Genomic DNA, 13,375 nt, shown 5'->3' on the forward strand with positions numbered 1-13,375 from the left:
GATGAGTCTGGTCTCCGTCCGCGGGCTGCAGAAGTCCGTCACGCTGCCGGACGGCTCCACGCTCGAGATCCTCCGCGGGATCGACCTCGACGTCGAAGCCGGCAGCACCACCGCGATCGTCGGCCGCTCGGGCTCCGGCAAGTCGACGCTGCTCAACGTCCTCGGGCTGCTCGACACCCCGACCGACGGCACGCACGAGTTCGGCGGGGTCGACGTCGGCCGGGCCGGGTCGCTCCGTCGCGACCGGATCCGCGGGGCCGACGTCGGCTTCGTGTTCCAGCAGTTCAACCTGCTGCAGGGCCGCACCGCGGTCGAGAACGTCGAGATCCCGCTCCTCTACGCGACCGGGAAGGACTTCTGGCGTCGTCGTCGTCTCGCGATCGAGATGCTCGACCGTGTGGGGCTGGCCGACCGGGCCGACACGCAGCCGCACCGGCTCTCCGGCGGCGAGCAGCAGCGCGTCGCGATCGCCAGGGCGCTCGTCCGCTCGCCCCGGCTCATCCTGGCCGACGAGCCGACCGGAGCGCTCGACGTCGACACCGGTCGCATCGTGATGGAGCTGCTCGAGACCGTCGCCGCCGAGACCGGTGCCGCGCTCATGACGATCACGCACGACGCCGCCGTCGCGGCCCGAGCGGACACCGTCCACCGGATCGACCACGGCCTCGTGGTCGACGCGTTCGAGGAGGCCGCCGCGTGAACGGCGTGTTCAGCACCGTCGTCGGGACCTTCGTCGAGTCCTGGCAGGAGCTCCGCGTGCACCGGGGCCGTGTCGTCCTCAGCCTGGTCGGTGTGACCATCGCCGTCGCGTCGCTCGCCGTCGTGGTCGGGTTCGGATCGCTCGCCGAGAAGGCGACCGAGGCGTTCAACGAGCAGTACGGTGGCCGGCCGGCGACGTTCCAGCTCACCGCGTCGACGAAGTCGGGGGACGCCCTGCCCGACGAGGACGCGGTGTTCGACCAGCTCCGTGCCGGGGCTGCTCGCTACGGCGTGTCGTACGCGAGCGAGGCGGCGGAGGGGCCGCGGAAGGTCCAGTTCCCGGACGGCGTCGGCGACGTGTGGACGAAGACCGTCGATCCCGGGTACGCCGAGATGCACCGGGTCCGGATGGCCGACGGATCATGGTTCACCGAGTCCGACCGTGACAGGCTCGCGCCGGCGATCATCGTGAACCGGGCCTTCCTCGACCGTCTGGGCGACCCCGACCTCGTGACGCACCCGACCGTCCGACTGCCCGGGACGCCCGCGGTCACCGCGGTCGTCGTCGGGGAGTACAAGACGTCCGAGTACGACACCGAGCCCGGCATGTTCCAGCTCGCGCGCACGACGGCCGCCGCCGGGACCGTCGTCGACCCGGAGACGGGCGGCAGTCGCACGTTCGAGGTCTGGATCCCCGCGTCGGGCGGCAAGCAGCTCGCGAAGCGGATCGCGAGCGACACCGAGCGGACCCTCGGCGGCGGCGTCGAGGTCACCGCGAGCCGCATGGACGCCGGTGCCACGGTGGACGGTGACCCGCTCGGGCCGCTGCGCTACGTCATCGCCGCGGTGTCCGTGCTCGTCCTGGTGCTCGGCGGGCTCGGGCTGCTCAACGTGTCGCTCGTGAGCGTCCGGCAGCGGATCCGCGAGATCGGCATCCGGCGCGGTGTCGGTGCCTCCGCCGGCCGGATCTTCGTGGCCGTGCTGCTCGAGAACGTCCTCGGGACCGCCGTCGCCGGGGGCGTCGGCGTGATGCTCGGGGCGGCGGTGCTCAGCAACGAGACCGTGCGGACCGCGATCACGAGCGGGGCCGACATCGGGGGAGCACCGTTCCCGCTCGAGGCCGCGTTCGTCGGGATCGGCGCCGCGGTGTTCGTCGGGGCGCTCGCCGGACTGCTCCCCGCGCTCGTCGCGGTGCGCGTCAAGGTCATCGACGCGATCCGGTACTGACCCGTCGGGAGCCCCGCCGCCTCGTGCGGCGGGGCTCCGTCGGTTTGTCCCCAGGTGGCGTTAGGGTCTACCCCATGGCCGGAGGCACCAAGTCGACCACGCGCTCACGCGCGTCATCGTCGTCCCGTGGAAGCGGGTCGCGCGGGACGTCGCGCACGCAGGCCACCACGAAGAAGCTGCCGCAGGCGAAGCCGTCGGTCGAGTTCACCGGGCAGAACCCGCTCGTGACCGCCTGGATGGGCATGGCCCACGGCGTCGGTGCGATGTTCCGGCTGCTCGGGTCCGAGACCCTCGAGAAGGACCAGCGTCGCGACGGCTTCCCGTTCTTCCTGTTCGTGCTGGCCATCGCCGGCGCGGTCGTCGAGTGGCTCAACCCGAGCAACGGCGTCTCGGTGGCGCTGGACGCGTACACGTTCGGCGGCCTGTTCGGCCGGCTGGCGTTCGCGCTCCCCGTCATCATGATCGTGTTCGCCGGCTGGCTGTTCCGGCATCCGGCGTCCGTCCACGACAACACCCGCATCGGGATCGGCCTCGGGCTGCTGCTCGTGTCGATCTCCTCCCTGTGCCACGTCTTCGGCGGCCAGCCGAGCGCGTCCGACGGCATGCCGGCGCTCGCCACGGCTGGTGGTGTGATCGGCTGGGTCGTGATCGGCTGGCTGGTCGCGGTCGCCACCGTCTGGATCGCCGTCCCGGTGGCGATCGTCCTGCTGGTGCTCTCCCTCTTCATCATCACCAAGACGCCGCCGAACAAGGTCGGGCGTCGACTCCACGAGCTGTACGCGTACCTGTTCGGCGCCCCCGCCCCCGCCGCCGAGGAAGACGTGCCCGCCGAACCGGCGAAGGCGCCGCGCAAGGGCGTCGCGGGCAAGACGGACTCGCAGGGCCTGCAGCTGTTCGACGACCTCGGGTTCGGCGACGGCGAGCAGCCGGACGACGACGCCGAGGCGCACATCCCGTGGTGGCGCCGCAACAAGTCCGGTCGCGAAGAAGACCCGGCGTACGACAGCCCGGTCATCCCGGCCTCGACCGCCGCGGTCGCACCGGCACCGGCACCGAGCCCGAACGCCGGTGCCGCTGCCGGCCTCGTCGACCACACGCCGGCCGAGCCTGCGTCGGTGAACCTCAACGACTCCCTCGAGCAGGACGTCGCCGCTGACCTCGACCGTGCGGAGCAGGCGCTCCGTGACTTCGGCGCCCCCGTCCCGGACGACCGCACCGAGGTGATCCGTCCGGAACGGGACCTGCCCGCGGCGGCCGCACCGAGCCTCCCGTCCGCTCCGGCCGACCCCGTCGACGACGCGACAGCTCAGGCGGACGACGCGATGGCGGCGGCATCGGCGGACGACCCGGCGAAGCCGTACCGGCTCCCTGCGGCCACGACGCTGAGCGCCGGGACGCCGTCGGTGGCGCGCAGCCAGGCGAACGACGACATCGTCGCGGCCATCACCGGTGTTCTCACCGAGTTCAAGGTCGACGCGAAGGTGACCGGCTTCTCCCGTGGCCCGACGGTGACCCGGTACGAGATCGAGCTCGGTCCGGGCGTCAAGGTCGAGCGCGTGACGGCGCTGTCGAAGAACCTGTCGTACGCGGTCGCCTCGAACGAGGTCCGCATCCTGTCCCCGATCCCGGGCAAGAGCGCCATCGGTGTCGAGATCCCGAACTCGGACCGCGAGATCGTGTCCCTCGGCGACGTCCTGCGCTCGAGTGCCGCGACCAAGTCGAAGCACCCGATGACGATCGGTGTCGGCAAGGACGTCGAGGGCGGCTTCGTCGTCGCGAACCTCGCGAAGATGCCGCACCTGCTCGTCGCCGGCTCCACGGGGTCCGGCAAGTCGGTGTTCATCAACTCGATGATCACCTCGCTGCTGATGCGCGCGAAGCCGTCCGAGGTCCGCATGGTCCTCGTCGACCCGAAGCGCGTCGAGCTCTCGATCTACGCCGGGGTCCCGCACCTCATCACGCCCATCATCACGAACCCGAAGAAGGCAGCGGAGGCGCTGCAGTGGGTCGTGAAGGAGATGGACATGCGGTACGACGACCTCGCGTCGTTCGGGTTCCGGCACGTCGACGACTTCAACAAGGCGATCGAGAACGACGAGATCGTCCTGCCCGCCGGCAGCGAACGGAAGCTCAAGCCGTACCCGTACCTGCTCGTCGTCGTCGACGAGCTCGCCGACCTCATGCTCGTCGCCCCGCGGGACGTCGAGGAGTCGATCGTCCGCATCACCCAGCTCGCACGTGCCGCCGGCATCCACCTGGTGCTCGCGACGCAGCGGCCGTCGGTGGACGTCATCACCGGCCTCATCAAGGCGAACGTCCCGTCGCGGATCGCGTTCGCCGTGACGAGCGTCACCGACTCGCGCGTGATCCTCGACCAGCCCGGCGCCGACAAGCTCATCGGGCAGGGCGACGGGCTCTTCCTGCCGATGGGGTCATCGAAGGCCGTCCGCGTGCAGGGCGCATGGGTGCAGGAGAGCGAGGTCGCCGAGGTCGTCCAGCACGTCACCCGGCAGGCCCAGCCCGAGTACCGCCAGGACGTCCAGGCCGTGGTCGAGCGCAAGGAGATCGACGCCGACATCGGCGACGACCTCGAGCTGCTCCTCGCCGCGGTCGAACAGGTCGTCTCCACGCAGTTCGGGTCGACCTCGATGCTCCAGCGGAAGCTCCGTGTCGGGTTCGCGAAGGCCGGGCGGCTGATGGACCTCATGGAGTCGCGCGACATCGTCGGGCCGTCCGAGGGGTCGAAGGCGCGGGACGTCCTCGTCACCGGCGACCAGCTGCCGGCGGTGCTCGCGAAGCTCCGCGGCGAGGAGCCACCGCCGGAGCCCGCGGCGGCGGCGCCGGCACCGGTGTCGCCGCCTGTCCCGTCGCCGTCCGATGACGGGGACCGGTACAGCGCTGACCCGGTCGGCGACATGACGCGCGGGTACGATCGAGTCGAGGAAGAACCGGACGAGGACGCCTGGGGCCTCACGGGCAGGGAGTGAAGACGATGACCGCCTCGGAAGGCACCAACACGAAGCGGTTCCCCTGGCGGGGACGTCTCGTCCGCAAGGGACCGGGTCCCGCGTCGACGGCGAACGTCGCGAACATCATCACCGTCATCCGGATCCTGATGGCGCCGCTGTTCTTCGTCCTGCTGCTGGCCGATGCCGGGCAGGACGGGCCGACGCGCATCTGGGCGGCCGTGCTCTTCGTCGTGGCCATCGTCACCGACAGCGCGGACGGCATCATCGCGCGGCGTCAGGGCCTCGTCACGGACTTCGGCAAGCTCGTCGACCCGATCGCCGACAAGGTGCTCATCGGGGGAGCGCTCGTCGCCCTGTCCATCCTCGGCGAGCTGCCCTGGTACGTGACGGTCCTGATCATGGTGCGCGAGATCGGCATCACGGTGTTCCGGTTCGCGGTGCTGTCCGACCGGGTCATCCCGGCGAGCCGCGGCGGCAAGATCAAGACCGTGCTGCAGGCGGTCGCCATCACGCTCGCGCTCTTCCCGTGGTGGAACATCGCCGGCGACTTCGCCCACTGGACGAACGGGATCCTGATGACGGCCGCGTTCATCGCCACGGTGTGGAGCGGGCTGGACTACCTCTGGCAGGCGTGGAAGCACAACCGGACCGCAGCGTGACCCTCGCGTCATCGGTCGTCGCGGCGCTGACCGCGCGGGGCGAGACCGTCGCGGTGGCGGAGTCGCTCACCGGCGGGCTCGTCGTGTCGGAACTCGTCGGCGTGCCCGGAGCGAGCGCCGTCGTCCGTGGGGGAGTCGTGGCCTACGCGACGCCCGTCAAGGCGTCCGTCCTCGGCGTCTCCGCGGCGCTCCTCGCCCGGAACGGCGCGGTGGACCCGACCGTGGCGGCGCAGATGGCCACCGGCGTGCGGACCGCCCTGGCGGTCGACGGCGTACCCGCGACGTGGGGGATCTCGACGACGGGTGTCGCCGGGCCCGACCCGCAGGACGGCCAGCCCGTCGGCACGGTGTTCGTCGGCATCGCATCAGCGGCGGGCGCGGAGGCGTTCGAGTTGCACCTCGACGGGGACCGTCAGGCAATCCGGCAGGCCGCTGTCTCCGAACTCCTGACACGGCTGCACGTCACGCTCGAGACCGGGGAATAGCCCGCGTTACCGCTGGGTTACATCTCACGCAATCTCCAGCAGGACGGCAGCCCAGGTGGCTAGCATGCTGCAACCGGCAACGCTAGTGTTGCTGAACCCGAACCCGGTCACCCTGGCCGGTCGGGCGCGGAGACGACAGAGAGGAGGAGTTCTCATGGTTCTCGTTCGTCAGGAAATCGGCGACGTTCTGCGGGACTTCCGCTTGCAGAAGGGCCGGACCCTCCGTCAGGTCGCGTCCAAGGCCAGCGTTGCTCTCGGGTACCTCAGTGAGGTGGAGCGCGGTCAGAAAGAGGCCAGCTCGGAGATCCTCGCTTCCGTCGCGGATGCGTTGGACACCCCGATCTCCACGATCATGCGCGAGGTGGGAGACCGCCTCGCCGTGGTGGAAGGTCTCACCCCGGTCCCGGACACGCTCCCGGACGAACTCGTCGCCGAGTTCGACAACGACCTCGCGGTGCGCTGAGACGCACTGCACACGAACGCCCCCGTCGGTCCGCCGGCGGGGGCGTTCGCCGTTCGTGCTGACGCTTAGGGTGGTCTGATGCGTGTGAGTGAGTTCTGGCGGGCCGTCGACCAGGTCTTCGGGGAGGCCTACGGTGCGGTCGTCGCCCGTGACGTGGTCCTCGAGGAGCTCGGCGGGCGCTCCGCCGCCGATGCCATCGCCGCCGGGATCGACACCCGGAAGGTGTGGGACGCACTGTGTGACTCGCAGGACGTCCCACAGGACCGCCGGCACGGCAAGGGGCTGTTGGAGCCGCGCGACTAGCGTTCGGCTACCGAACATCTGTTCGGCGTGTCGCTCGAACGCGTGTTCGATGGGTGATAGCTTCCTGCACAGCGGCGTGATCGGCGGATTCATCCACAGTCAGCGCGGTGATCGGCATCGATGTCGGTGGCCCGCCCTAGGTTCGAAGCCATCGGGAACGTCCGAAGCCTTGTCGAAGAACCAGGGGCCTTGCACCACCGGCCCCGGGGGACGAGACAGCCTACAGGCGGCCGACATCGAGCACGAAGGAGCACACCATGCCATCACCCGCAGACCGCGAGAAGTCCCTCGAGACCGCACTCGCCCAGATCGACCGGCAGTTCGGCAAGGGTGCCGTGATGCGCCTCGGCTCCGACGAGCGTGCACCGGTCGCGACCATCCCGACCGGTTCCGTCGCCCTCGACGTCGCGCTCGGGATCGGTGGGCTGCCGCGTGGCCGCATCATCGAGATCTACGGCCCGGAGTCCTCGGGTAAGACCACCCTGACGATCCACGCCATCGCGAACGCGCAGCGCAACGGTGGCATCGCCGCGTTCATCGACGCCGAGCACGCGCTCGACCCCGAGTACGCCAAGAAGCTCGGCGTGGACATCGACGCGCTGCTCGTGTCGCAGCCCGACACCGCCGAGCAGGCACTCGAGATCGCCGACATGCTCGTCCGCTCCGGCTCGATCGACCTGATCGTCATCGACTCCGTCGCGGCGCTCGTGCCCCGCGCCGAGATCGAAGGCGAGATGGGTGACTCCCACGTCGGCCTCCAGGCGCGACTCATGTCGCAGGCGCTCCGCAAGCTCGCCGGTGGGCTGAACCAGACGCAGACCACGATGATCTTCATCAACCAGCTGCGCGAGAAGATCGGTGTGTTCTTCGGCTCCCCGGAGACCACGTCCGGCGGTAAGGCGCTGAAGTTCTACGCGTCGGTCCGCCTCGACATCCGTCGCATCGAGACGCTGAAGAGCGGCACCGACGCCGTCGGCAACCGCACCCGCGTGAAGGTCGTCAAGAACAAGATGGCGCCGCCCTTCAAGCAGGCGGAGTTCGACATCCTCTACGGCACGGGCATCTCGCGCGAAGGCTCGCTGCTCGACTTCGGCGTGGACCACGGCATCGTCAAGAAGTCCGGTGCCTGGTACACCTACGACGGCGACCAGCTCGGGCAGGGCAAGGAGAACTCGCGTTCCTTCCTGATCCAGAACCCGGAGATCGCTGCGGAGATCGAAGGCAAGATCCTCGCCAAGCTCGGCATCGGTGGTGCCAAGGCCACCGAAGAAGCAACGGCGCCGGTCGAGTCGCTCGAAGCCAAGCTCACCGCACGCAAGGGCGCGTGACCGGGCACGACGACGGCAGCGACGACCTCGCACCGGTCACCGACCTGTTCGGTGCGAGGTCCCGCCGCCGTCGGACACCGCCGCTGCCCGAACCGGAGAGCGAAGCGGACACCCCCGGCGTCGAAACGACGCTCGATGCCGATGCCGATGCCGATGCCGCTGCGAGCGCGCCGGTTCCGCTCCGTGGACACCGTGCGGAGTCCGAGTGGGTCTCGCCGGTCGTGGGGGACGGCTCCGGTCGCGGCGCCCGCGCCGAGCAGGACGGCTACGACACCGACGAGGCCGATGCCACGACGGCGTCGGTGTTCTCGATCGCCGGCGGTGACGAGATCGACCCCGCTGACGCGCCCCGACCGCTGGACGAACAGCGCGCGGACGCCGAGCGGCTCAGCATGCGCGCACTCGGCCGGAAGGGCGTGAGCGAGTCCGAGCTCCGGACGATGCTCCGGGGCAACGACCTCGACCCGGATGTGATCGAGCACGAGGTCGAACGGCTCACCCGTGTGGGACTGCTCGACGACGTCGCCCTCGCGACCGACCTCGTTGACCGACTCCACGATCGCAAGGGGCTCGGGCGCCAGGGTGTCGTCGCCGAGCTCCGCCGACGTGGCATCGACCAGGCGGCGATCGATGCAGCCCTCGATGCAGCGGCGGACGACGAGGACGACGAGTTCATCCGTGCGATCGAGCTCGCCGAGAAGCGTGCCGGTCAGCTCAGGGGCCTCGACCGTGCGACCGCAGAGCGCCGGCTCTCCGGGTTCCTCATGCGCAAGGGCTACAACGGCGGCGTCGTGCGCATCGCGGTGGAGCGAGCGCTCGACGGGGGCGGGTCACGGAAGGGTGGGCCGCGCGGCACGGTCCGGTTCGAGTAGGCACCGATTTACACTGGGACGACCATGGCCACCGTCGCAGCGCAGCCCCGCACCTACGAAGTCCGCACCTACGGGTGCCAGATGAACGTGCACGACTCCGAGCGCCTCAGCGGGTCGCTGCAGGCCGCCGGGTACGTCGCGGCGGACGGCACCCAGGCGGACGTCGTCGTGATCAACACGTGCGCTGTGCGTGAGAACGCCGACAACCGGCTCTACGGCAACCTCGGGCAGCTCGCGGGCATCAAGCGGGACCACCCCGGCATGCAGATCGCGGTGGGTGGCTGCCTGGCGCAGAAGGACAAGGACGTCATCCTCGAGAAGGCGCCGTGGGTGGACGTCGTCTTCGGCACGCACAACATGGGGTCGCTGCCGACGTTGCTGGAGCGCGCCCGGCACAACGGTGAGGCGCAGCTCGAGATCCTCGAGTCCCTGGACGTCTTCCCGTCGACGTTGCCGACCAAGCGCGACTCGACGCACAGCGGGTGGGTGTCGATCTCCGTCGGCTGCAACAACACCTGCACGTTCTGCATCGTCCCGTCGCTCCGTGGCAAGGAGAAGGACCGTCGTCCCGGAGACGTCCTCGCGGAGATCCAGGCGCTCGTCGACGACGGCGCGATCGAGGTCACGCTGCTCGGCCAGAACGTGAACTCCTACGGCGTCGAGTTCGGTGACCGGCAGGCGTTCGGAAAGTTGCTGCGCGCGGCCGGGCAGATCGAGGGCCTCGAGCGCGTGCGGTTCACGAGCCCGCACCCGGCGGCGTTCACCGACGACGTCATCGATGCGATGGCCGAGACCCCGAACGTGATGCCGCAGCTGCACATGCCGCTGCAGTCCGGCTCGGACCGGGTCCTCAAGGCGATGCGCCGCAGCTACCGGAGCGAGCGGTTCCTCGGGATCCTGGACCGCGTGCGCGCCGCGATCCCGAACGCGGCGATCTCGACCGACATCATCGTGGGGTTCCCCGGCGAGACCGAGGCCGACTTCGAGGACACGATGCGCGTCGTCGAGCAGGCGCGGTTCGCGTCGGCGTTCACGTTCCAGTACTCGATCCGCCCCGGCACCCCGGCGGCCACGATGGACGGCCAACTCCCCAAGGAGGTCGTCCAGGCACGCTACGAGCGGCTCACCGCGCTGCAGGATCGCATCACCGCGGAGGAGAACCAGCGGCAGGTCGGCCGGACGGTCGACGTCCTGGTGGCGACCGGTGAGGGCAAGAAGGACGGTGCCACGCACCGGCTGTCCGGCCGAGCCGAGGACTCCCGTCTCGTGCACTTCTCGGTGCCGGCCGGCTCCGACGTCCCGCGCCCAGGCGACGTCGTCACGGTCGAGGTGACCCGTGCTGCACCGCACTTCCTGATCGCGGACACCGACCAGCCGCTGCGCATCCGGCGCACCCGTGCCGGCGAGGCGTGGGACCGTGCGCAGGCCGAGTCCTGCGGTGTCCCGACCCCGGCGGCACCTGGTGACGGGCCGAAGCCGGTGTCGCTAGGTCTGCCGACGCTCCGTGTCGGCCGCTGACCCCGCACCGGGGCCGCACGACGAGCCAGGCGAGCCCGCGGCCGACACCCTCTCGCTGATCGCCGTCGTCGGCGCGACCGGCACCGGCAAATCCGACCTGGCGATCGCGATCGCCGATCGACACCGCGCGCACGGCCGGAACGCCGAGATCGTCAACGCCGACGCGATGCAGTTCTACCGCGGCATGGACATCGGGACCGCGAAGGTCCCGCTCGCCGAACGACACGGCATCCCGCACCACCAGCTGGACGTGCTCGACGTCACCGACGAGGCGAGCGTCGCCGCGTACCAGCGCGACGCGCGAGTGGTCATCGGCCGCATCGTCGACGACGGTGGGGTCGCGGTCCTCGTCGGGGGCAGCGGCCTGTACGTGTCGTCCGTCCTGCACGACCTCGAGTTCCCCGGCACCGACCCGGAACTCCGCGCCGCGCTGGAACGCGAGCACGCGGAGGACGGACCGAACGCACTGCTCGCGCGGCTGCGCGAACTCGACCCGGCGGCCGCCGAGACGATCGACGTCCGCAACCCACGGCGGTTGATCCGCGCCGTGGAGATCGCGAGCCGATCCGACCGGGTCACCCCGAGCCTCCCGTCCGCGCCGCGCGCGTGGCGACCCGCCCGTGTCCTGCACCTGCGTCGTGATCGTGCGCAGCTCGTCGCCGCGCTCCATGACCGCGCAGCGGGCATGTTCCGTGACGGACTGGTCGACGAGGTCGCCGCGCTGCGGACGCGCGGGCTCGAGCAGGGACGCACCGCGCGTGCCGCGATCGGGTACTCCCAGGCGCTCGACGTCCTGCGCGGCGACGCGACGGTCGCCGATGCCGTCGAGGCGACCGCGGTGGCGACGCGGAAGTACGCCAGGCGACAGGTCTCCTGGTTCAAGCGGTACGCCGACGCCGAGGACCTCGACGTGACCGGTGCCGACCGGCAGGAGCTCTCGGACGTGGCCCGTAGGATCGTCCCGTGACCGAGCTGCACTTCACCAAGGGCCAGGGGACCGGCAACGACTTCGTCTTGTTCGCCGACCCGGACGCGACGGTCGACCTGACCCCGGACCGGATCCGCGCGATCGCCGACCGACGGTTCGGTGTGGGGGCCGACGGCGTGATCCGGGCGGTGCGGGCCGATGCCCTCCCCGAGGGGCGCGCCATCGCTGCGTCCGCTCCCGAGGTCACGTGGTTCATGGACTACCACAACGCCGACGGCACGGTCGCGGAGATGTGCGGGAACGGCCTCCGTGTCTTCGCGCGCTACCTGACCGAGTCCGGGCTCGTGGAGCTCGAACCCGGCGAGACCCTCTCGGTCGGGAGCCGCAAGGGCATCGTCGACATCCAGCGCCAGGCGAACGGGTTCGCCGCCGACCTCGGGCGGTGGGACCTCGGCATCGAGGGCGGTGGGTCCTCCGACGTGCTCGTCCGCGCCAAGAACCTCGACCGTGCCCGGCCGGGCCTCGGTATCGACGTCGGTAACCCGCACGTCGTGGTCGCCGTCGCGACGGAGGACGAGCTCGCCGACCTCGACCTGACCTACGTCCCCGTGCTCGACCCGGCACCGGCAGCCGGTGCGAACGTCGAGTTCGTACTGCCGGGGGACCCGCTCGTCCAGGACGGCGTCGGGCAGATCACGATGCGGGTGCACGAGCGAGGGAGCGGCGAGACGCTGTCCTGCGGCACCGGGGCGGTCGCCGCGGCGCTCGCGACGCGGTACTGGGCGGGAGCGAGCGCGCCGGACACCTGGCGCGTGCGGGTCCCTGGTGGCGTCGTGACCGTACGGATGTTCGCGGCCGAGGACGGCGAACACGTGTCGCTCGCCGGGCCGGCCGAGCTGGTGTTCTCCGGCGACCTGACCGTCTGACGCGGGGCGCGCGGCGCGGCGGCGCGGCGCATGAGACGCCCGACCGGCCGGCGATGGAGCCGAGAGGTCACGAAACCCCGCTCACTGCCGTTGAGCGGTCGCGAGCTGTCGCCTTTGCTCGCCGCGAACGACGATCGGTGACCGCTCAGCGACCGCAAGCGGGGTGTCGTGACCACTCGACGGCGGCCGCGGACGCAGGCACCCGCGCAGGCGCGGGCGCACGGGCACGCGCGCGGGCGCATGGGCGGGCAGGCGCGCGGGCGCGCGGGCGCACGGGCGCTCGCACGGGCAGACGAACGCTCGGCCGAGGTGCGCGCGCACCGCGTCCGTGACGCGGCTACTCCGCCGTGCGGTGCACGCGCAGCACGCGGAACCCCTTGTCCGTCGATGCCCGCGTGACGTGGAACGACGCCCCGAGCGCGTCGTGGAGCCACCGCTGCAAGGAATCACCACCGAGGTCCTTCGACACGACGAGCCAGGCGTCGCCGGACACCTCGAGCCGGGGGAGCCAGGTCATCAGGATGTCGTGGAGCTCGTCCTTGCCGACGCGGATCGGCGGGTTCGACCAGATCGTCCGGAAGCGCAGGTCCGCCGGGACGTCGGAGGGCACCCCGATCGTCACGTTCGTGACCCCGGCGGCTTCGGCGTTGGCGCGCGCGAGGCCGAGCACGCGCTCGTTCACGTCGACGCCCCAGACCTGGGCGCCCGGGGAGTGGAGCGCCATCGTGATCGCGATCGGCCCCCACCCGCAACCGACGTCGAGGAGTGCACCGTCGTGCGCGGGCGGCGGAACGGAGCCCAGCAGCACCCGGGTCCCGCGGTCGATGCCGTCCGGGCTGAAGACCCCGGACGCAGTGGTCAGCGCCAGGGAACGACCCGCCAGCGTCACGTGGATCTGGCGCGGGCGCGCCTGGCTCTCCGGGGTGGCCGAGAAGTAGTGGTCGTTCGCCATGGATGAACCGTACCGGCAACCCCGTGTGTCCTGGAGCCCGCAGAGG

13 protein-coding genes are annotated in these 13,375 nt (G+C 70.8%); 12 read left to right on the top strand and 1 reads right to left on the bottom strand.

The features are described from left to right. Window position 1 precedes the first annotated feature (1 nt). From AAEP80_RS09365 to dapF, 12 genes are all read left to right on the top strand, one after another. On the top strand, window positions 2-700 hold the full coding sequence (locus AAEP80_RS09365; protein ID WP_281267446.1) for an ABC transporter ATP-binding protein: 699 nt from the start codon (window positions 2-4) through the stop codon (window positions 698-700). After that, window positions 697-1,926: an ABC transporter permease gene (locus AAEP80_RS09370; protein WP_420366816.1), complete on the top strand. Its 1,230-nt coding sequence runs from the start codon at window positions 697-699 to the stop codon at window positions 1,924-1,926. The genes AAEP80_RS09365 and AAEP80_RS09370 overlap by 4 nt, the downstream gene beginning before the upstream one ends. A 74-nt stretch (window positions 1,927-2,000) precedes the next feature. After that, window positions 2,001-4,913: a DNA translocase FtsK gene (locus AAEP80_RS09375; protein ID WP_420366817.1), complete on the top strand. Its 2,913-nt coding sequence runs from the start codon at window positions 2,001-2,003 to the stop codon at window positions 4,911-4,913. Between the two features lie 5 nt (window positions 4,914-4,918). Next, window positions 4,919-5,554 carry a CDP-diacylglycerol--glycerol-3-phosphate 3-phosphatidyltransferase gene (gene pgsA / locus AAEP80_RS09380; RefSeq protein ID WP_413602345.1) on the top strand — a complete coding sequence of 212 codons (636 nt, stop codon included), beginning with the start codon at window positions 4,919-4,921 and terminating at the stop codon, window positions 5,552-5,554. After that, window positions 5,551-6,039, top strand: a complete 489-nt coding sequence (locus tag AAEP80_RS09385) for a CinA family protein (RefSeq protein WP_420366818.1) — start codon at window positions 5,551-5,553, stop codon at window positions 6,037-6,039. Before pgsA ends, AAEP80_RS09385 begins: the two co-directional genes overlap by 4 nt. Before the next feature lie 154 nt (window positions 6,040-6,193). Beyond that, a complete protein-coding gene (locus AAEP80_RS09390; RefSeq protein WP_058725115.1) occupies window positions 6,194-6,502 on the top strand; it encodes a helix-turn-helix domain-containing protein in 309 nt (102 codons plus the stop codon). A 78-nt stretch (window positions 6,503-6,580) separates the two neighbouring features. Beyond that, complete coding sequence (locus tag AAEP80_RS09395) at window positions 6,581-6,805, top strand: DUF3046 domain-containing protein (protein WP_123656394.1); 225 nt, start codon at window positions 6,581-6,583, stop codon at window positions 6,803-6,805. A 257-nt stretch (window positions 6,806-7,062) separates the two neighbouring features. Further along, a complete protein-coding gene (gene recA / locus AAEP80_RS09400) occupies window positions 7,063-8,133 on the top strand; it encodes a recombinase RecA (RefSeq protein ID WP_281267451.1) in 1,071 nt (356 codons plus the stop codon). Beyond that, entirely contained in the window at window positions 8,130-9,005 is an 876-nt protein-coding gene (locus tag AAEP80_RS09405) for a regulatory protein RecX (protein WP_420366819.1), read from the top strand. The genes recA and AAEP80_RS09405 overlap by 4 nt, the downstream gene beginning before the upstream one ends. A 24-nt stretch (window positions 9,006-9,029) precedes the next feature. Next, on the top strand, window positions 9,030-10,523 hold the full coding sequence (gene miaB / locus AAEP80_RS09410) for a tRNA (N6-isopentenyl adenosine(37)-C2)-methylthiotransferase MiaB (protein WP_420366820.1): 1,494 nt from the start codon (window positions 9,030-9,032) through the stop codon (window positions 10,521-10,523). A 55-nt stretch (window positions 10,524-10,578) separates the two neighbouring features. Next, on the top strand, window positions 10,579-11,490 hold the full coding sequence (gene miaA / locus AAEP80_RS09415) for a tRNA (adenosine(37)-N6)-dimethylallyltransferase MiaA (RefSeq protein WP_420366857.1): 912 nt from the start codon (window positions 10,579-10,581) through the stop codon (window positions 11,488-11,490). Next, on the top strand, window positions 11,487-12,377 hold the full coding sequence (gene dapF / locus AAEP80_RS09420; protein WP_420366821.1) for a diaminopimelate epimerase: 891 nt from the start codon (window positions 11,487-11,489) through the stop codon (window positions 12,375-12,377). The genes miaA and dapF overlap by 4 nt, the downstream gene beginning before the upstream one ends. A 337-nt stretch (window positions 12,378-12,714) precedes the next feature. On the opposite strand, the gene AAEP80_RS09425 is transcribed toward dapF, so the two are convergent. Continuing rightward, the gene (locus AAEP80_RS09425) at window positions 12,715-13,329 is read right to left on the bottom strand and encodes a class I SAM-dependent methyltransferase (RefSeq protein WP_420366822.1); all 615 of its coding nucleotides are present in this window, start codon (window positions 13,327-13,329) and stop codon (window positions 12,715-12,717) included. Between the last annotated feature and the right edge of the window lie 46 nt (window positions 13,330-13,375).

Origin of the sequence: Curtobacterium sp. L3-7 (genome assembly GCF_048756585.1) — a bacterium.
Taxonomy (GTDB): Bacteria; Actinomycetota; Actinomycetes; order Actinomycetales; family Microbacteriaceae; genus Curtobacterium.

What these genes read in the sequence shown, in the direction of transcription:
- recA (WP_281267451.1), top strand. Translation starts at nt 7,063, where the DNA reads ATGCCATCACCCGCAGACCGCGAGAAGTCCCTCGAGACCGCACTCGCC.
- AAEP80_RS09425 (WP_420366822.1), bottom strand. Translation starts at nt 13,329, where the DNA reads ATGGCGAACGACCACTACTTCTCGGCCACCCCGGAGAGCCAGGCGCGC.
- AAEP80_RS09395 (WP_123656394.1), top strand. Translation starts at nt 6,581, where the DNA reads ATGCGTGTGAGTGAGTTCTGGCGGGCCGTCGACCAGGTCTTCGGGGAG.
- AAEP80_RS09390 (WP_058725115.1), top strand. Translation starts at nt 6,194, where the DNA reads ATGGTTCTCGTTCGTCAGGAAATCGGCGACGTTCTGCGGGACTTCCGC.
- miaB (WP_420366820.1), top strand. Translation starts at nt 9,030, where the DNA reads ATGGCCACCGTCGCAGCGCAGCCCCGCACCTACGAAGTCCGCACCTAC.
- pgsA (WP_413602345.1), top strand. Translation starts at nt 4,919, where the DNA reads ATGACCGCCTCGGAAGGCACCAACACGAAGCGGTTCCCCTGGCGGGGA.
- AAEP80_RS09375 (WP_420366817.1), top strand. Translation starts at nt 2,001, where the DNA reads ATGGCCGGAGGCACCAAGTCGACCACGCGCTCACGCGCGTCATCGTCG.
- AAEP80_RS09365 (WP_281267446.1), top strand. Translation starts at nt 2, where the DNA reads ATGAGTCTGGTCTCCGTCCGCGGGCTGCAGAAGTCCGTCACGCTGCCG.